The sequence below is a fragment of the Halovivax ruber XH-70 genome, from assembly GCF_000328525.1.
In the GTDB taxonomy this organism is placed as follows: Archaea; Halobacteriota; Halobacteria; order Halobacteriales; family Natrialbaceae; genus Halovivax; species Halovivax ruber.
This window is the reverse complement of record NC_019964.1, coordinates 356456-374049: the sequence shown is the minus strand read 5'-3', so window position 1 is coordinate 374049 and position 17594 is coordinate 356456. Positions and strand designations below refer to the sequence as shown.

Annotated in this window: 20 protein-coding genes; 10 read left to right on the top strand and 10 right to left on the bottom strand. The window is 64.9% G+C overall.

What is annotated here, in order from left to right; all coding sequences use genetic code 11:
- Window positions 1-81: 81 nt before the first annotated feature.
- The 3 genes from HALRU_RS01635 (at window position 82) to HALRU_RS01625 (ending at window position 1640) form a co-directional block, all read left to right on the top strand.
- Complete coding sequence (locus tag HALRU_RS01635) at window positions 82-891, top strand: tetratricopeptide repeat protein (RefSeq protein ID WP_015299682.1); 810 nt, start codon at window positions 82-84, stop codon at window positions 889-891.
- Window positions 888-1226 (top strand): DUF424 domain-containing protein, encoded by a 339-nt coding sequence (locus tag HALRU_RS01630; protein ID WP_015299681.1) that lies wholly within the window; start codon window positions 888-890, stop codon window positions 1224-1226. Before HALRU_RS01635 ends, HALRU_RS01630 begins: the two co-directional genes overlap by 4 nt.
- A 144-nt stretch (window positions 1227-1370) precedes the next feature.
- Window positions 1371-1640, top strand: coding sequence for a thioredoxin family protein (locus tag HALRU_RS01625; protein WP_015299680.1), 270 nt, complete (start codon window positions 1371-1373; stop codon window positions 1638-1640).
- A 36-nt stretch (window positions 1641-1676) separates the two neighbouring features.
- Here the strand turns inward: HALRU_RS01625 and HALRU_RS16070 are convergent, their stop codons facing one another.
- The 3 genes from HALRU_RS16070 to HALRU_RS01615 all read right to left on the bottom strand — a co-directional run bounded on the left by HALRU_RS16070 (window position 1677) and on the right by HALRU_RS01615 (window position 2742).
- Window positions 1677-1802 (bottom strand): hypothetical protein, encoded by a 126-nt coding sequence (locus HALRU_RS16070; protein ID WP_281098670.1) that lies wholly within the window; start codon window positions 1800-1802, stop codon window positions 1677-1679.
- The gene (npdG, locus tag HALRU_RS01620) at window positions 1793-2461 is read right to left on the bottom strand and encodes an NADPH-dependent F420 reductase (RefSeq protein WP_015299679.1); all 669 of its coding nucleotides are present in this window, start codon (window positions 2459-2461) and stop codon (window positions 1793-1795) included. Before npdG ends, HALRU_RS16070 begins: the two co-directional genes overlap by 10 nt.
- Before the next feature lie 95 nt (window positions 2462-2556).
- On the bottom strand, window positions 2557-2742 hold the full coding sequence (locus HALRU_RS01615; protein ID WP_245547763.1) for a hypothetical protein: 186 nt from the start codon (window positions 2740-2742) through the stop codon (window positions 2557-2559).
- 402 nt (window positions 2743-3144) lie between these two features.
- Between HALRU_RS01615 and HALRU_RS01610 the strand changes: the two genes are divergently transcribed.
- The 4 genes from HALRU_RS01610 (at window position 3145) to HALRU_RS01595 (ending at window position 6884) form a co-directional block, all read left to right on the top strand.
- Window positions 3145-4206, top strand: a complete 1062-nt coding sequence (locus HALRU_RS01610) for a metal ABC transporter substrate-binding protein (RefSeq protein WP_015299677.1) — start codon at window positions 3145-3147, stop codon at window positions 4204-4206.
- Window positions 4207-4213: 7 nt separating this feature from the next.
- Window positions 4214-5092 (top strand): metal ABC transporter ATP-binding protein, encoded by an 879-nt coding sequence (locus HALRU_RS01605; protein ID WP_015299676.1) that lies wholly within the window; start codon window positions 4214-4216, stop codon window positions 5090-5092.
- Window positions 5089-6099 (top strand): metal ABC transporter permease, encoded by a 1011-nt coding sequence (locus HALRU_RS01600; protein ID WP_015299675.1) that lies wholly within the window; start codon window positions 5089-5091, stop codon window positions 6097-6099. Before HALRU_RS01605 ends, HALRU_RS01600 begins: the two co-directional genes overlap by 4 nt.
- A 65-nt stretch (window positions 6100-6164) precedes the next feature.
- Window positions 6165-6884, top strand: coding sequence for a metal-dependent transcriptional regulator (locus tag HALRU_RS01595; RefSeq protein WP_015299674.1), 720 nt, complete (start codon window positions 6165-6167; stop codon window positions 6882-6884).
- A 463-nt stretch (window positions 6885-7347) separates the two neighbouring features.
- On the opposite strand, the gene HALRU_RS01590 is transcribed toward HALRU_RS01595, so the two are convergent.
- The 5 genes from HALRU_RS01590 to HALRU_RS01570 form a co-directional block, all read right to left on the bottom strand.
- Entirely contained in the window at window positions 7348-7971 is a 624-nt protein-coding gene (locus HALRU_RS01590; RefSeq protein ID WP_015299673.1) for a hypothetical protein, read from the bottom strand.
- Window positions 7972-8087: 116 nt separating this feature from the next.
- Window positions 8088-9878, bottom strand: coding sequence for an FAD-dependent oxidoreductase (locus HALRU_RS01585; protein ID WP_015299672.1), 1791 nt, complete (start codon window positions 9876-9878; stop codon window positions 8088-8090).
- Window positions 9879-9992: 114 nt separating this feature from the next.
- Window positions 9993-10217 (bottom strand): hypothetical protein, encoded by a 225-nt coding sequence (locus HALRU_RS01580; RefSeq protein WP_015299671.1) that lies wholly within the window; start codon window positions 10215-10217, stop codon window positions 9993-9995.
- Between the two features lie 104 nt (window positions 10218-10321).
- The gene (locus HALRU_RS01575) at window positions 10322-11329 is read right to left on the bottom strand and encodes a TIGR01548 family HAD-type hydrolase (RefSeq protein WP_015299670.1); all 1008 of its coding nucleotides are present in this window, start codon (window positions 11327-11329) and stop codon (window positions 10322-10324) included.
- 170 nt (window positions 11330-11499) lie between these two features.
- On the bottom strand, window positions 11500-11913 hold the full coding sequence (locus HALRU_RS01570) for a UPF0146 family protein (protein WP_015299669.1): 414 nt from the start codon (window positions 11911-11913) through the stop codon (window positions 11500-11502).
- Between the two features lie 39 nt (window positions 11914-11952).
- On the opposite strand from HALRU_RS01570, the gene HALRU_RS01565 reads away from it, so the two are divergent.
- Entirely contained in the window at window positions 11953-12474 is a 522-nt protein-coding gene (locus HALRU_RS01565; RefSeq protein ID WP_007699998.1) for an archaemetzincin family Zn-dependent metalloprotease, read from the top strand.
- A 237-nt stretch (window positions 12475-12711) separates the two neighbouring features.
- A complete protein-coding gene (locus HALRU_RS01560) occupies window positions 12712-14373 on the top strand; it encodes a hypothetical protein (protein ID WP_015299668.1) in 1662 nt (553 codons plus the stop codon).
- Window positions 14374-14600: 227 nt separating this feature from the next.
- On the opposite strand, the gene HALRU_RS01555 is transcribed toward HALRU_RS01560, so the two are convergent.
- Window positions 14601-15368, bottom strand: coding sequence for an ABC transporter ATP-binding protein (locus HALRU_RS01555; RefSeq protein WP_015299667.1), 768 nt, complete (start codon window positions 15366-15368; stop codon window positions 14601-14603).
- Window positions 15369-15499: 131 nt separating this feature from the next.
- Between HALRU_RS01555 and HALRU_RS01550 the strand changes: the two genes are divergently transcribed.
- Window positions 15500-15742 (top strand): glycine zipper 2TM domain-containing protein, encoded by a 243-nt coding sequence (locus HALRU_RS01550; protein ID WP_015299666.1) that lies wholly within the window; start codon window positions 15500-15502, stop codon window positions 15740-15742.
- 37 nt (window positions 15743-15779) lie between these two features.
- On the opposite strand, the gene HALRU_RS01545 is transcribed toward HALRU_RS01550, so the two are convergent.
- Window positions 15780-17594 (bottom strand): ribosome biogenesis/translation initiation ATPase RLI, encoded by a 1815-nt coding sequence (locus tag HALRU_RS01545; RefSeq protein WP_015299665.1) that lies wholly within the window; start codon window positions 17592-17594, stop codon window positions 15780-15782.

Genomic DNA, 17594 nt, shown 5'->3' with positions numbered 1-17594 from the left:
AGGAGTGGACAAAGGGACGTTCCAGAAGTGGACAAAGGGAAGTGCGCAGGTCTTAACCCGTCCGGGCGACTACGTTTTGCCATGACAGACGACGCGGGCGACGACCGGCACCGCTTCTCCGAGGGCGCCGGCTTCGACGATCCCTACGACGAGTTCGACCTCGACCCGCCGGAGCTCGACGTCGATCCGGGGAAGGTCGACCCCGTCGACTCGCGAGCGATCGCGGACCTGCTCGACGAGCGCCAGCTGACGAACGAGGACATCGAGGCCGAGGAGGTCCTCGACGTCGGCCTCAACTATATGCAGATCAACCGGTTCGAGCAGGCGACCGAGACGTTCGAACGCGCGGCTCGCTTCACCGAGGACGACCGGCTCGCCCAGGAGGCCTGGACGAACAAGGGCGTTGCCCACGCCGAGTTAGAGGAGTGGGACGAGGCCATCGGCGCCTACCGCGAGGCGTTGAACATCGTCGAGCAAACCGAGATCGAGACGACCGAGGACGAGACGTCGAACACCCGGTCGGCGAGTGAACACGCCGCCACCGCCGAGAGCAACCTCGCGTTCGCCCTCTGGGAGTACGGTGAGACGGCACAGGCACTCGAACACGCCGAGCGCGCCGTCGAGCGTGACCCTCGCTTCGGTGAAGGGTGGTACAACCGCGCGTTCTTCCTGCAAGAGCGTGGCCTCTCGGATGAGGCGCTTCGGTGCATCGACAACGCCATCCGCCTCGGCATGCGCAGCTCGCAGGTGCTAGAGGAGAAGGCGCGAATCCTCGAAGACCTCGGCGAGCACGAGGAGGCCGAACGGGTCGCCGACGAGGCCGAAGAGCGTCGGGAGGAAGCCGAACAGCAGCTGATAGACGACCAGCAGGAGACCCGCCTCGACGAATGACGGGCGAGAACGGGGCAACGAGCGAGGACGGCGCCGACACGCCCGTCGTCTGCACCAAACGCGAGACGCCCGAGGGGACGCTGGTGGCCGTCTGCGACGCGGATATCCTCGGCGAGACGTTCGAAGACGGCGCCGTCTCGCTCACCGTCACCGAAGACTTCTACGGGACGGAGCCGGTGGAGCCGGCGGCCGCCCGCGACGCGCTCGTCCGGGCAGACGTGGCCAACATCGTCGGACACGAGGCCGTCGAGCTGGCCATCGAGGTCGGGATCGTCGACGAGGCGAACGTGCTGGACGTGGGCGCGACCGTCCACGCCCAGTCGGTGCGAATGTAGCGTCGGGACGGAGAAGCCCCCGGCCACGGGCCAGCAATGGGCCTGCGCTGTCGCTGCTGGCACCCGTTCTGCAGCCCATCTGCCGGCAAACGTACCGCACTGGGAAACCCTTATGCGCGACGCGCGGGAACCCCGAGGTACGCTATGACCGTCACGCTCAAGGACTTCTACGCGGACTGGTGTGGCCCCTGCAAGACCCAGGACCCGATCTTAGAGGAGATCGAAGACGACTGGGACGGCGGATTCGAAGTCGAGAAGGTAAACGTCGACGAGGCCCAGGACGTCGCGAACGAGTATCAGGTGCGCTCGCTCCCGACGCTCGTGATCGAGAACGACGACGGCATCGTCGAGCGCTTCGTCGGCGTCACCCAGCGTGAGGACATCGAGGACGCGCTGGAATCCGCCGGCGCGTAGACTGACCGACCTGACGATCGATTTTCGGTTTCTGCGCTAGCGACGAGCGACGGAGGTATCTCGAAGCGAGCGAGGCGGCTGTGAAACCAGTTTCGCGGCCGCGGCGATGCCGTCGTCGTTCTCGAAGTCGTGATCGAGGATCGTCGCCGGACCTAGATCCACTTCACGCCGACGTCGTGCATGCCGTCGTTGTGTTTGGCGACGTTGATGACCAGCGGGGTGACGCTCTCGACCTCCGCCGCGTTCGCGAGCGGGCCGGCGTCTAACGCGCGCAGTCCCTCGATCTCCTCGGCGAGCTGGCGCACCGTTCCCTTCGCGTCCGCGTCGTCGGCGACGACGAGCGTGTCGAGGTCGAACTCGGTCGAGAGGTCGGCGAGTTTGCCGGCGGCGAGATTGTGGAAGGCACCGACGACCGGGACATCGTCGGGGGCGCGCTGGGCGACCAGCTCCGTCACGCTGCCCGTCCCCGGTGGGTGGTAGTGCATCCCGTCCTCGTCGCCTTTCATGCCCACCGCGGGCGTGACGAGGATCGTGTCCGAATCGAGCTGGTCGGCGACGGCCTCGACGGTGTCGCCCGCGTAGTACGGTGGGACCGAGAGGATCACGACATCGGCCCGGTCGGCCGCCATCTCGTTGGCGAAGCCCTTCAGGTCGCCGGACGCACCGGCGTCGGCCAGGCGCTCCTCGTAGCTCTCGACCGCGTCGCGCGCCTTCTCCGGGTCGCGCGAGCCGATCAGAACCTCGTGTTCCGTATCCCGCGCGAAGCGAAGCGCGAGTCCCTCCCCGATGTCGCCCGTCCCGCCGAGTAGTGCGAGTCGCATACCTCCGCATCCGGGCGGCCACCGGATAAATCGATTGGAGCGGGCCAGCCGTGCCGTGGTCGGTGTCGGGCCTGAACGGACGACGACACTGTCGGTCAGACCGTGTCCTCCTCGTCCGGATTCAGCGCCGCCCCCAGTTCGGCGTCGTCGGCGTCACGCACCTCGATCGCCCGGATGCGCTGGGAGAGGCGGGTCGCGAGCGCGTCGGCCGTCTCGGTATCGATCGCGTCGCGCTCGCGGGCCGATTCGAGCGCCGCAGCCGCCGAGCGGAGGTGGGACACGGCCTCGTCGGTCGGGAGGTCCGCGGCACGGTCGAGGGCGTCCTCGACAGTCGTGGTGCAGGAGTCGAGACTAGCACTCTCAGTGCATATGGCTCTCGTATTACCCCACGACCCCGAATACCGGCTACCCACTATTGGCGTCGCCATCTCCATCCGCTTTGTCGCAAAACTAGAACGGCGAACGAAGTGTTCGATTCAATTATGATTGTAGCTATAGATTACATTAGAGAGCAATCCCGGCCCGAGGCGATAGTCGTGGACGGTATTTTCCTCAATATGTTAATAAGTATTGCTCACGCCGATATCTCGACGTGAGAGACGACAGTCACTGAATTAGACCCGTCTAAACTATCCTTTTGATAGCAACTACTATATCATTTGCCCCCTGCAGTCTAGCCGAAGATGGACGACACGACACAGTCGAAGACGACGTACAGTTTCTCACGCAGAAGGGCCATTACTGCGGGTACAGGACTTTTCGCCACCGGCCTCGCCGGGTGTATAGGTGGTTTCAGTAGCAACAAAGACGCGAGTGTAGAGGGCCCCGTCGCCGTCGCTTCGTTCTTCAGCTTCTATGACTTCGCCCGAAAGGTCGCAAACGGAACTCCTGTCGAAGTGCGAAACCTGATTCCAACCGGGCTCCACGGCCACGGCTGGGAACCGGACGCGAGTATCACCAGGGATATCATCGAAGCCGATGCGTTCATCCACGTCGGCTCAGACTTCCAGCCCTGGGCCGACCGGGCAATCCAGACGCTCAAAGACGACAACGTCGACACCCAACTCATCAACGTCCGGGAGGGAATCGGACTGGTCGACCTCGCCGCCAGCCTCGACCCCGATGAAGAAGGTGTCGGCGAGGGTCGAGGGAAGGACCCCCACTTCTGGCTCGATCCCGACCGCGCGAAGCAGTCCGTCGACAACATTACCGATGGGCTCGTCGAACTCGCACCGGACCACGAATCGACGTTCCGGGAGAACGCCTCGACCTACAAGACCGACGTCCTCGAACAGATCGATCAGGATTACCAGGCAATCTTCGACGCCGCCGAACGCGATGTCGTCCAACTCGCCGCTCACAACGCGTTCCAGTACATCGGCGTCAAGTACGACATCCAAATGCGCCCACTCGTCGTGAACCTCGCTGCCAGCGGCAATGTCAAGCCTTCCGACATCACGGAAGCCAAGCGCGTCATCGACGAGAACGATATCAAGTACATCGGTGCCGCGGTGTTCGAGACGCGCAGGCCTGCACAACAACTCGTCGCCGAGACGGCGGTCGAGGCATACTATCCCGTGACGCCGTACGCTGGCGTTCGGGAGGACTGGGTTGAGAACAACTGGGGGTACGAGGAAATCGCTTACAACATCAATATGCCCACGTTCGAGGTCGTGCTCGGCAACAAACAGCCCGAAGAAGTCGGGCCCGATGGCTGGGCCGACGAGTGGATGAGCTTCGAGTGAACTTCCAATGAGCACACAAACCCCTGCGAGTACCACGAGTTCGGGGACGGCAAGCAGCACTGAGTCGGTCATCGAACTATCCGGGATCGACTTCGGATACACGTCTACCCCGGTCGTCGAGGATATCTCGCTTCGGATCGACCCTGGCGAGTACGTTGCGGTCGTCGGTCCGAACGGGTCGGGGAAATCGACGCTGATGAAGTTGATGTTGGGGTTGCTTCGACCGGACGAGGGAGACGCCAGACTATTCGGCGAACCCTCGCGTCAGTTCGACGATGGCGAGCGGATCGGCTACGTCGCCCAGCACGCCAGCGCCTCGAAAGAGATGCCGATCACCGTCCGAGAAGTCGTAAAGATGGGTCGGTTTCCACACGTCGGCTTCGACCGACTGATCGACGACGACCAGACGGTCATCGACGCAGTACGCGAGGACCCGCTCTGCACCTCCAGAGGAGCCCTTGACGCCGTCTTCGGTCGCCTCTCCAGCGAGGACTGGGACATCGTCGACCGGGCGCTCGACACCGTCGGCATGACGGCCTTCGCCAATCGTCGTGTGACACAGTTGTCTGGCGGCCAGCGCCAGCGGGCGTTCATCGCCCGTGCGCTCGCCAGCGAGGCCGACCTGCTCGTCCTCGACGAACCGACCGTTGGTGTCGACATTGAATCGGTCGAGGCGTTCTACGACCTCCTAGATGCACTGAACCGGGACGGTATCACGGTTCTACTCATCGAGCACGACCTGGGCGCAGTCACCGAACACGCCGAACGCGTCATCTGTCTCAACCGGGAGATATACTTCGACGGGTCGGCCAGCGAGTTCGTCGAGAGTGACGCCCTGGCTCGCGCCTTTGGCACCACAGCGAACCTGTTAGGTGGTTCTCGATGACGTACCAACCCACCCTACTACTGCAAGCGGGACCCTTGAGCCCCGTGTTCGAACCACTGTACTGGTTCCTGCAACTCTGGTCGGGCTTCATGTCCTGGGTGGCTGGGATGACTGGACTAGAACTTCTCCAGTACAGCTTCATGCACCGGGCGATCCTCGTCGGACTCTGTATCGGGGTGATGGCACCCTTGATCGGGACCTTCCTCGTTCATCGGCAGTTGGCACTGATCGGTGACGCGCTCGCCCACACCGGGTTTGCGGGCGTCGCCGTGGGATTATTCGTCAACGCCGTCTTCGAACTCGGGGTCTCGCCGTACCTGACGGCAGTCGTGGTTTCGATGATCGCTGCGCTGTTCATCGAGCTGATATCGGAGGCGACAGATGCCTACAACGACGTTTCGATGGCTATCGTGCTCTCGACGGGCTTCGCGTTGGGGACGACACTGATCAGCATCAACGCCGGTGGGCTTTCCGTTGGGGTAAACCAGTACCTCTTCGGGAACCTCGCCACAGTCTCGCAGGATAGTGCTGCGATACTCCTACTACTATTCGGCATTATCATCGGCGTGGTTGCGCTCACGCACAATCAATTGCTGTACGTCACCTTCGACGAGACGGCAGCAGCAGTGTCTGGGCTCTCGGTCAGTTGGTACAATCGCATCATGGTGTTGCTGACAGCGATGGTCGTGGTCGGCGCAATGCAGATTATGGGGGTCATCCTCGTAGCTGCGATGCTCGTCGTGCCCGTCGCTGGCGCATCACAGATCTCTCGGAGCTTCAACGAATCGATACTCGTGTCGGTCGTACTCGCCGAGTTAGCCGTCATCCTCGGCATCGGTGTCTCGTACTATGCCGAGGCGACTGCCGGAGGCGTGATCGTTCTCCTCGCAGTCGCGATCTACGTCGTCGCTGTGGTGCTCGGAAAACTCCAGACGGCCCTCGGTGAGGAGGACAGCCCCGAGATGGGAAGCATCGACATGGGCGAAGCCAAACCGAGTGACGACTGATGACCCCTTCCACAACGAGCCTGTGCGGTAACCCGTGAGATAAGCATTCAATCAGACTAGACAAAATGAGTTTATCAGATTCAGACACCCCAAACACGCCCGAGTCGTTGCCAGCGATCACGCCGAAGATGGAAGACTATCTCCGGCACATCTACCGTCTCGAACAGGAAGCCGACGGCCGGGTGTCCAACTCAGAGATTGCAGAGCAACTCGGTGTTACCCGAGCATCAGTAACGAGTATGCTCAGTACGCTCTCGAAGCAGGGGTTAATCGACCGAGAACGGTATCGCCCCATTCGTCTCACGACCGAAGGCAAGAAAATCGCACTACGAGTGGTCCGCAAACACCGACTTGCCGAGACGATGCTTACGGAGTTGTTCGATTACGCGATCAGTGAAGTCGACGCCGAGGCCGATATCTTGGAGCATCACCTCAGTAATCGGCTCTGTCGGAAAATCGAACGGAAGCTCGACATGCCAGAAACCGACCCGCACGGCGATCCTATCCCCGACAGTAACCTTGACCTCCCTCAATCAGCGGACGTCACCTCGCTAGTCGACGTTGATAAGTCTGTAAGTGTAGAAGTTACGCGGATATTGACGCAGGATGACGAGGTTCTGGAGCATCTCGTTTCGGTTGGGCTGGAACCGACAGAACGTATTCGCCTCGTCGAAACCACGCCAATTGGGATGGTGGTTCTTGCTATCGGGGACACCGGTGAACAGACGAGTGTCCCACAGAGTCTGGCCTCACAGATACTGGTTACACCGCTGGATGATCCATAACCCACAGAAATAGCATAATAGTGGACATAAGCATCGTAGCGCACCGTATTTCACGGATTTTCACGGTAACGATACGCCGAACGGCCGGAGGACGACTCGACACCGCTGTACGACCGAAGTTCACTTGCTGGGCTGGAGTCGGACACCGGATCGTCTCACAGGGATGGATCAATCGCGATGCGTACACCGGAGTTGAGCAGTTCGTCTGATCACTTCCGCTAGTTTAGTTCAAATTCAACGGACTCGATTACAACATAGGATAGACCAGCCTCGGAACGGAGAATTTCTTTCATATATTCGCCTCGAGGAAGGTGACGGGTGAAACCACACATCACAGACCCGCTAAACCCGTTGTGAACTCGACATCCATCGTAGCGACGGTGTCGGGCGTACGAGGCTGCTTCCGCCCCTGCAGGCAGATGAGTGGCCAGCGATTACCGGTGTGACTGACGACTCGCTTGGTTCAGGATAGCAATCGGTCCACGGTCCCGCTGAACCCCACCCACAGCGCGGCGAGCTGGGCGGCGACGGCGACGAGGCCCGTCTCGACCGGGCCGAGAAGCCGACCGGGGGCGACCTGTGACGCGATCACCGACCCACCGACGAGAAGCACGATGGACGCGATCGCCGCGTGTGCGACGTGTCGCGGCTCGATACCGAGTCGCTCGCCACCGCCGTAGACGAGCCACCCCGCGAGGACGATCGCGAGTCCGAGCACGATCGCCGACGCACCGAAGTAGTCGAACCCGAACGCCGCGAGCGCCACTCTGGTCGGGAGCAAGGCGAACGGGACGGACAGGAAGACGAGCCAGCCGAATCGACCGGCGGCAGACGGATCCGCGTCGAATCGGTCGTAGCCGCCGTTGACGAGCCAGCCCGTGACGAGCGTCGAGACGCCGAGGACGACCGGGATCAGAACCCAGTTTGCGACCCCCGTCAGATCGACGACACCGCTGGTTGCCAGCAGCTCGAGGCCGAGGAAGGCGACGACCGCGAGCAGGGCGAACACGACGACGAACGTCCGAACGGTCTGCGCGACGGCTACCCGAGTGGAGCCAGCCCCCGACACGTCATGCTGGTCGGCCATACCCAAGTATTGTTTCCCCAGGTCGATAAATTATCCGACTGCCAAGAGAGGATAGAATCGGCGACGGGACGAGAACGCACCGAGACACGTATATCTCGCCCAGACGCAACTGGCGGTCAGTCTCGCTCGTGGTCGGTACGGTCACCGGTCGCCTCGTGCTCCGCGGCAGCGAGTCCGTCCGTCGCCGGCCCCTCGATGAGTCGCCCATCTGGGTCGAATCTGGACCCGTGACAGGGACAATCCCAGGTTGCCTCGCCGTCGTTCCAGTCGACCACGCAGTAGGCGTGCGAGCAGATGGCCGAGACGGCGTGCAACTTACCATCCTGGTCACGGGAGACGGCGATCGGCCGGCCGTCGCGACGAACGACGCGTCCCTCGCCGGGTTCGACGGCGACGGTTCCCGGCCCGAAGAGCGTCCGCAGCCAGTCGGTGGCGAACTGCCCGGCGACGTCCGCGTTCTCGGTCGCCAGTTGCCCGATCGAAGCGACTGGCGTGAACCGTCGCGGGTCGTACAGCGACGCGATCGGCGGTTCCTCGCCGTCGTGCAACTGTGCCAGGAGTCGCCCAGCCACCGTCCCGCCCGTCATCCCCCAGCCGCCGAAGCCGGTGGCCAGGGAGACGTTTCGCGCACCCGGCCCGGCAGGTCCGACGAGCGGAACGCGATCCGCGGCGACGTAGTCCTGCGTGGACCAGCGGTAGGCGACTTCGCGTACGGCGAATCGGTCCGCGGCCCACTCGACGAGGCGGCGGTAGCGCTCGCGCGTGGGGCCACCCTGGCCGGTCTTGTGGTTCTCGCCGACGACGAGGACGAGTGGTCCAGCAGTAGCGGCAGTCTCGTCGCCACCCGCCGTTCCAGTGCCACCCGATCGGGTTCCGGCATGTGCTCGCACCGATCGGTACGGCCGGCTCCCCTCCGCCGGCCGGTAGTACAGCCCCTCAGGCGCCTCCCCGTCGATCCGGATCGCCAGCACGTACGAGCGCTTCGGCGCCAGCCGGGCGAACAATCCGAGCCGATCGAGGAGCGGAAACCCCGTCGCGAGGACGACCCGATCGGCCGTGACCGTCCCGCGGGCGGTCTCGACGCTGGGCGTGCGACCGGGCTCGACAGCCGTCACGCGTGTCTCTTCGTGAACGGCGACAGAACCGAAGCTCGCGTCGCCGCCGGTCGGGGCAACCGAGTCGCTACCGTCACCGGTCGAGGTCGACGAGGCGCCACTGCCACCAGTCGAGGCTGCTGCGTCGCCTCCACTGCCGGTCGACGCAGCGGGATCGTCACCGCTGATCGAACCACTCGCCTCGAAGTCCCCGTCTACAAGCCCCTCGGCCAGCGCGAGGAGGTACCGTCGCGGGTCGAGACAGGCCTGATCGTCGACCCTGACGCCACAGTCGGCCGACTCGAACGGTGGGACGGAAGTGACGAACGACGCGGGCAACCCGGCAGCCGCCTCGGCGTCGGCCTCGCGCTCGATCGCCCCACGATCGTCGCCGTAGACGTACGCCGGACACCGGCGAAAGCCACAGTCGTCGGCGATATCCAGCGCCGCGACCCGCTCGGCGACCGTCTCGATCGCCGCCTGGTTCGCGCTGGCGTACTGGCGGGCGCGGGTCCCGCCGAACGAGTCGCGCAGGTCGTCGTAGAGCAGCCCGTGCTGACTGGTGACCTTCGCCGTCGACCGTCCGGTGACGCCGCCGGCGACCCGATCACGCTCGAGCACGACGACGTCGTAGCCACGATCGGCGAGTTCGGCCGCGGTCGAGAGGCCAGCGATACCCGCCCCGACGATCACGACGTCGGCCGTCTCGTCGCCAGCGAGCGGATCGAACCGGGGAACATCGTCGGTGCGTACCAGCCAGGGGGAGGTGTGGGTCCCAGGGAGCGATCCCGGACCGGATGCGAGGTCGGCCATCGGTTCGCGTCGCTACCACGGACGAGCGGGTAAAACCGCGGTGTGAATTGGGCCCGAACTGCCGGATGGCACATCGAACGTGTCGCTCGGCCCCGAGCGGGCCCGCGCCGACGGTCAGGACGTCGGTTCGATCAGCCGCCCGCCCAGGAGCCGTGCCTCCGAGTGCGTCAGCTCCACCGAGATCGCCTGTGTCGTAGACTCCGGGCCGTCGGCCTCCAGCGTGAGCGTGATCGTCTCGCCCGTGTCGACGCCGGCCGAGACCGACGCGTCCGTTCGCTCCGACGACTCGACCAGTTCACCGTCGATGTGTTCGAGGATCCGCGACAAATTGACACTCATTGGATGGCATGCGCTTCGACGGAGCCGACCAAAACCATCAGCCAACCGGAGTGAAAGTGAACGTGTGGGGAAAACCGCTCCGGCGTCCCGTCACCGCCGACCCCTTACTCGAGCAGGTCGGGGACGTCGTTGACCGACTCACAGACGGCGACCGCGCCCGCCTGGGCAAATTTGTTCCGGCCGGACTCGCCCGAGAGCCCGCCGGAGAGGACGCCGACGCCGTGATAGATGCGGTGTGGATCCGCGTCGGCCGCGTTGGTCGCGGTGCGGACGTCGTCGAGCGTGTCGCCGACGAAGACAACCGTCTCGGCCTCGAGGCGCTCGGCCAGCGTCGTCAGCGCGTCCGGCTCGGGCTTGCTCGCGTCCCAGTCGTCCATCGTGAACCGGTGGTCGGCCGGAAGGTCGTCGAGTCCCGCCCGCCCGAGGGCGATCTGGGCCTCCGCCTCCGGCCGGCCGGTGAGGATGCCCAGGTCGACGTTCGTCGTGAGCCACTCGCGCGTCTCGTCGGTGATGATGACGGGTTCGTCGTGGATGAACCCGCGGAGCGCGTCGGGACCGACAGCGTCGGCTGACTCACCATCGGGAGCGGCCGTCGATTCGGTCCCGCGCTCGGTCCTGACCGTGCCGTCGACGTTTCGAGCGAGGTCGACGTCCGTCGCGCCCGGCCGGTCCGGGACGTCCGGTTCGCCGCCCTCGATCGATCGGTAGAGGTCCGCACCCAGGTACAGTCCCTGGAATACCTCGCGGAGCCGGTCGCGATCCCAGCGAGAGACGACGCGTTCGAGTGCCGTCGCGTCGAGTGCGTCCGAGACGACCGACTCCGCCGCGTCGAGGCCGCCGCCACGGTCGGCGATAGCGTCGGTGTAGGTCGCGATCGAGGCGTCGTAGCCCTCGCCCGAGGCCAAGACGTACAGCGCGACCGCGTCGGTCACGTCCCAGTCGTTGTTGAACCCGCCGGCATCTTTGAACGCCTGGACGGCCGCCCGGTCGATCGTTCGGCCGTAGCAGCGCTCGACGGACTCGACGATGGCCCGTCGATAGGAGTCGGCCACGTCGACGAGGACGCCGTCGACGTCGAGGACGACGGCGTCGGCTTCGAGAACGTCGGTCATGGTCGCCAGTGGGTGGGGCAGTGAATAAAGGTCGGCGGTTCGTCGGTCGACGGCGGCAATCGACGAACCGAGCAGAAGTTCGTCGGTTGACGGCGGCAAGCGACAAACCGGGCAGAAGTCCGTCGGTCGACGACGGACGATTTCCGCCAGCCGTCGGGTAGCGGTCGCACTCACCCGTCGCCCGGGCCCGAAAGGGAGGCGACGAACAGCGCCCCGACCGGCAGCGACTCGCGTGCGACGGGGAGCTGTGGCTGATCGCCACCGAGCGTGGTGAACAGGAAGTCCGCGCCCACGTCGGTGGCGACCTCGGCCACGGGCCGGTGTAGTTCGGGCGGCAGGTTCAGCGCGTAGATCGCGTCGGCACCGTCGTAGACGGTCGGGGCGGGCGCCAACACGTCGTCGCGAACGAAGTCGACGGGATCGGGGACCGAGCGGGCGTGAACGTCCGTCGCGGTGACGGCGACGCCACGGTCGGCCAGCGAGGCGGCGACCGCCGTCCGACGGCCGATCCCCACCTCGACGACTCGCTCGTAGGTGGACAGGCGGTCGACCAGCGCGTCGTCGAGCGGTGTGGATCGAGTCACGGCGGGACGTTTATGCCGGGTGCAGTCTTAGCCGTTGTCATGCACGTCGACATCGTTCCGGTCGGCGAGGTGTCCGCGCGGGTCAAGCGGGAGGCCTCATCGGCGTTGCGCTCGGTGTACGACTGCGACGTCACGATCGGTGACGGGCAGTCGATTCCTACTGGCGCATACGACTCCGGCCGGAGCCAGTACAGCGCGGAAAGCTTCATCCAGTTGGCCGAGCGCGTCGGCCGCGGCGACAAGAACATCGCCATCACGCCCCAGGACATCTTCTACCGGCGACGAAACTACGTCTTCGGCCTCGCCTATCTCGACGGCAGCGGGAGCGTCGTCTCGACCTATCGGCTCCAGACCAGCTCCGACGGCGGCTTCTCGAACAAGAGCGCGAGCGACATCGTCGACGATCGCATCCGCAAGGAAGTCGTCCACGAGATCGGTCACACCTACGGACTCGAACACTGCAACAACAACCGCTGCGTGATGAACTTCTCCCGGACGGTACAGAAAGTCGATATCAAAGAAGAGAACCTCTGTGGCAGCTGCCAGCGTCGGCTCGGATAACCGTTGTGGGGCCGTTCGACGACGACTGCCGTCGCGACGGTCCGAGACCCGCAGCGTGCAACTCCACACCGGTCGCGACGAGAATCGCACCGGACGATCCGAACGTTCTTTATTGACGGTTCGTATCTGTCAGTATAGTATGATCCACTGGAGTCGCTGCACTGGAATCGGTGACAGGGCCACGCCACCGCTTCGAAGCGGCGAGTCGACACAGTCGGCCAGGGGAGGGGCGGCGCCATGACGGTGTCCGTCGCGGCCCGGATCACCCGCACGGAGGTCCGACGAAGCCTCCGGGCGGTCGCCGGGAATCGAACGAAGGTCGCGATCATGGCGCTCGTCCTGTTGTTCGTCTTCGGGCCGTTCACGGCGGTCGGCCTGTTCTTCCTCCCAGAGGCCGGCGAACGAGTCGCCGCCGGCGCCCTCTCCGAGGTTGGCGGCGTGTCCGTCAGTGAGATCGTCACGGGCGCGACCGCTCTCGTCTGGCTCGGGCTGACGCTCACCGCCACCGGCCGGACCGCCACGTCTCGGGGCGACGTCGACGAGCCGGCGTGCCTCCTGATCTCGACGTCGACGCGGTCCGTCGCCGCCGGGCTGATCGGGACGGAACTCGCGCTGTATGCACTCACACTCCTCCCGTTCGTGGCCCTCTTTGCGGGCGCGTTCGCCTACGGCGCCGGCTCGGTCGTGCCGCTGGCCGTCGCCCTCGGCGTGGTCGCGCTGTTGCTCGTCACGTCGATCCCCGTCGGCTTCGTCGTCGGCCTCGCGATCAGACACCTGCTGACGACGTACGAGCCGGTAGCACGGTTCAAACGGGCGCTGTTCGTCCTCTTCTGGGTCGGCTACCTCGGCGTGGTCATGACCGAGTGGTTCAACCGAATCGTCGCGGCCCTCTTCGAGCGACTCGCGAACAGTCCGTTCGGCTGGCCCGGTGAACTCCTCCTGTTCGCCGTTCCCGGGCAGGCCCCACGGCCCCTCGCACTCGTCGGGACGGCGCTCGTCGTCGGGATCGGCCTCCCGCTCGTGTTGGTCGCCAGTACGGCCATGGCGACGCGCCACTGGTTCGCAGACGAGGCAGGCGCTGACGAGTCGACGAGCGACGTCAGCTCCTCGAACCGGCTCGACGCGCTGCTCTCCGGCGTCGGCGACCGAGCGCTCCGAACGGTCGCGGTCACGACCCTCCGACGAGCGAAACGAGCGCCGATCAAGCTGCTCTACGTGGTCTACCCGCTGTTCGGCTTCCTGGCGTTCATCCAGCAGATCATCGAGACCGGGACCGTGAGCCCGTTCATCGCGGTCGTCCTGTGTGGCTACGTGGTCTGGGCCAGTGGCGCGCTCCTGACGCTCAACGTCATCGGCGACCACGGCCGCTCGCTCCCGACGCTGCTCACCACGACCGTCTCCGGTCGGCAGGCGGTCGGCGGCACGATCGTCGCCGCGGTCCTCGTGACCGCCCCGCTCGCCCTCGTCCTGAGCGGCGGGCTCGGGCTGGCGAGTCCCCTCCCGCCGCGCGAGACAGCCTTCCTCGTCGCCGCGACCGTCTTCGGGGCCGTCGCGACCCCAGCCGTCGCGACCGGTATCGGCGCGCTGTTCCCCCGGTTCGGGAGCGTCCGCGTCTCGAGCAATCGCGAGGCCGTGATGCCCTCGAAGAGCGCGTTCGTCACCTACACGCTGGTACTGCTGATGCCGATAGTCGCTGCACTCATTCTGTACACAGACAGCGCCGCAGCCGTCGCCGGCATCGTCTCCATGCTCGTCTCGCTCGCGCCGATGCTGGACGTGACGATTAGCGCCGGGGTCGTCACGGCGATTGCGTGGCTCACCGTCGCGCTCGGCGTGAGTTCGCCCGTCCTCTCGTTCGGCTACGCCGCCCACACGTTCGATCGCTTCACGCTCGAGTGATCGAATACAGGCAGTTTCGCAGGCGCAGTGTTCGAAGGCCTGCCGACACTCGAAGGGCAACTGTCTCACGAAACGTCGCCGACCACACGGGACACAGGGGGCCAGTAACAGTGCAACGGCCCAGGAGGGAGCTGTGGCACGGTCGATAACTGAGACGCTAGCCACGCCACGGCGATTGGGTATCAGCCACGCCCGACAGGAGAATTCCTGGGCGGCAATCGGTTCACTTACTCGGCTCTTGGGGCGGCTTCTTCGGGATCTTGCGTGATCTCGAGGAACGCGTCTTCGAGCGTTCCACCCGCACCGGCCTCGGCCTCGGCGGCCAATTTGTCAGGGTGGCCCTCGGCGACGAGTTCGCCGCCGTGGATGACGCCGACCTCGTCCGCGAGTTCGGCGACGACCGGGAGGATGTGCGTCGAGAGGAAGATCGTCATCTCCTGGTCGGCGAGTTCGGCGATCGTGTCGCGCATCGTCCGCGCTGCGCGCGGGTCGAGCCCGCTCGTCGGTTCGTCGAGGAAGGCGACGGCCGGCCGGTGGAGGACGGCCTGAATGACGCCGACCTTCTGGCGCATCCCCTTCGAGTAGTCGGCGATACGCTTGTCGGCGTCCTCGTCCAGATCGAATCGCTCCAGCATTCGCTCGATCCGGTCGGTCGCCTCGTCGGTTGGCAGTTCCCGGAGCCCGGCGACGTACTCCAGTTGTTCGCGTCCGGAGAGTTCCTCGTACAGCGGCGGTTCCTCCGGCAGGTAGCCGATGTGCGGCGTGACTGATTCGCGGTCGGTGATCGGATTCCCCGCGACGTGGGCGGTGCCGGACGTGGGTCTGACGAGCGTCGTCAGCATCTTCATCGTGGTCGTCTTGCCGGCGCCGTTCGGTCCGAGGAAGCCGTAGACCGTCCCGGCGTCGATCGTCGTCGTCACGTCGGAGACGGCGGTCGTGTCGTCGTAGCGCTTCGTCAGGCCCGTCATCTCGATCGCCGGCGTCTCCGTTCCCATACCAACCGCTACGAGTTGCCTGTCAAAAGGTATTTTGTTTCCAAGGGATCGACTCCGAGGGCACTATAGTGCGTTCGGCTGACTGTCCCGTCGAGGCACACGCTTATTCGGCTGGCGCCCGTACGGCTCGTATGGTTCGAGACGCACTCACACTGGCACTTTCCCGGGCTCGATTCGCGGCGATGGGCGCGGCGATCGGCGGTGGCCTCGGCGGCCTGCTCAGTCGGAACGCGGCGAGTTCCGGCGCCGCCATCGGGGCCCTGATCGGCGCGTTCGTCGGCGAGAGTCGCATCGGGACGAAGAGTCGGATCGAGGAGTGGCGCGAACGCGGGAGTGAACGCGTCGAGGCGGTCCGCAGCGGAGAATCGGAGTAAGCGCGTCGAGCGACGGTCAGTTTTTGCGGCGACGGACTCAGGGCGCGTAGTAGTACTCGCCCTCGCGCTTTTGCTCACGATCCAGCTGCGAGTCAGGCTTGTTGATCCGCGGGCGCGAGGTCCGTTCGTCCCGGCGGAACGTGATCTCCAAGTTCGAGAGGAAGTCGTTCATGCCGCCGCGCATGGATTGTGGCGTGCCAGCGTGGCCGGCGACGGCAGGTTCGCCGTCGAAGACCATCAGGCGGTCGGCCAGCAGGTCGATCATGTAGATGTCGTGGTCGATGACGAGGACGGTGGCGTCCTGCTGTTCGGCGTAGCGCCGGATCGCCCGGGTCGCCTGCACGCGCTGTTCGACGTCCAGGTGAGCCGAGGGCTCGTCTAAGAGGTACAGATCCGCGGTGTCGGACAGACAGGCCGCGATGGCGACGCGCTGGCGCTCCCCGCCGGAGAGGTCCGAGAGGTTCTGCTCCATGATCCGTTCTAACTGGAGCGGCTGGGCGATCTCCGTGTTCCAGTACGACGAGCCGAACTGGTCGGTGATCGACGAGAGGAAGGCGTCGACGCGCATCGGCTGGTCGATCGTGACGTACTGCGGTTTGTAGGAGATATCGAGATCCAGCTCCGCATCGCCTTCGGTCGGTTCCAGGTCGCCCGTCAGCAGTTTCGCGAAGGTGGACTTCCCGATCCCGTTCGGCCCGACGATGCCGAGCACCTCGTTTTCGCGAATCTCACCGCCGGAGATATCGAGGGAGAACTCGCCGTCGCCGTAGGACTTGCGGAGGTCGGGGTAGGTGACGAGCGTGTCGCCCTGGCTCTCGGTCCGCGGCGCGTGTTCCTCGAACTCGATCCGGTCGGGCCGGATCCGCATGTTCTCGTTCTCGAGGTAGCCCTTGAGATACTCGTTGATACCATTGCGAACCGATTTGGGATCCGTGATGACACCGTAGGCGCCGGGTTCACCGTAGGCCATGTGGAGGGTGTCACACAGCAGGTCGAGGATAGCCAGGTCGTGTTCGACGACCAGCATCGACTTGCCGTCCTCCTCGGCGAGTTCGCGAACGAGTCGCGCCGCCGTCACCCGCTGACCGATGTCGAGGTAGGGCGTGATCTCGTCCAGGAAGTAGAAGTCGGCGTCGCGAGCGAGCGCCGCCGCGAGGGCGACGCGCTGGAGCTCCCCACCGGAGAGATCGTCGATGGCCTGGTCCATGACGGGGCGGATCGAGAGGCGATCGACGAGATAGTCGAGTTCGCCGCGCTCGTCGGTGCGCTCGAGCAGTTCGCGCGTGTTACCGTCGAACTGGCTGGGAATCTGGTCGACGTACTGCGGTTTGCGGGCGACGGTCACGTCGCCGTCGCGGACGTCCGCGATGTAGTCCTGCAGTTCCGTCCCGCGGTAGGCGTCGAGCACGGCTTCCCAGCCCGGCGGGTCGCCGTAGTTTCCCAGATTCGGTTCGAGTTCGCCGGCGAGCATCCGCACGGCGGTCGTCTTCCCGATTCCGTTCGGCCCGAGGATGCCGGTGACCTGCCCCTCCTGTGGGACCGGCAGACCGTACATCGAGAAGGCGTTCTCCCCGTAGCGGTGAACCGGGTCGTCCTGCAACTCCTGGGGCAGGTTGATGATCTCGATCGCGTCGAACGGGCACTTCTCGACGCAGATCCCGCAGGTCTCGCCCAGACAGATCTCTTCGGAGATGCGCACCTGATCCGGCTGGCCCTCGTCGGCGTCCTCGCCGCGCAGCGTGATGCACTCCTTGCCGGTACGATTTGGCGGGCAGTAGTTCTTGCACTCGTAGTTACACCGGTCGGGCGAGCAGCGATCCAGATCGACGACGGCGATGCTATCGTCCGCCAT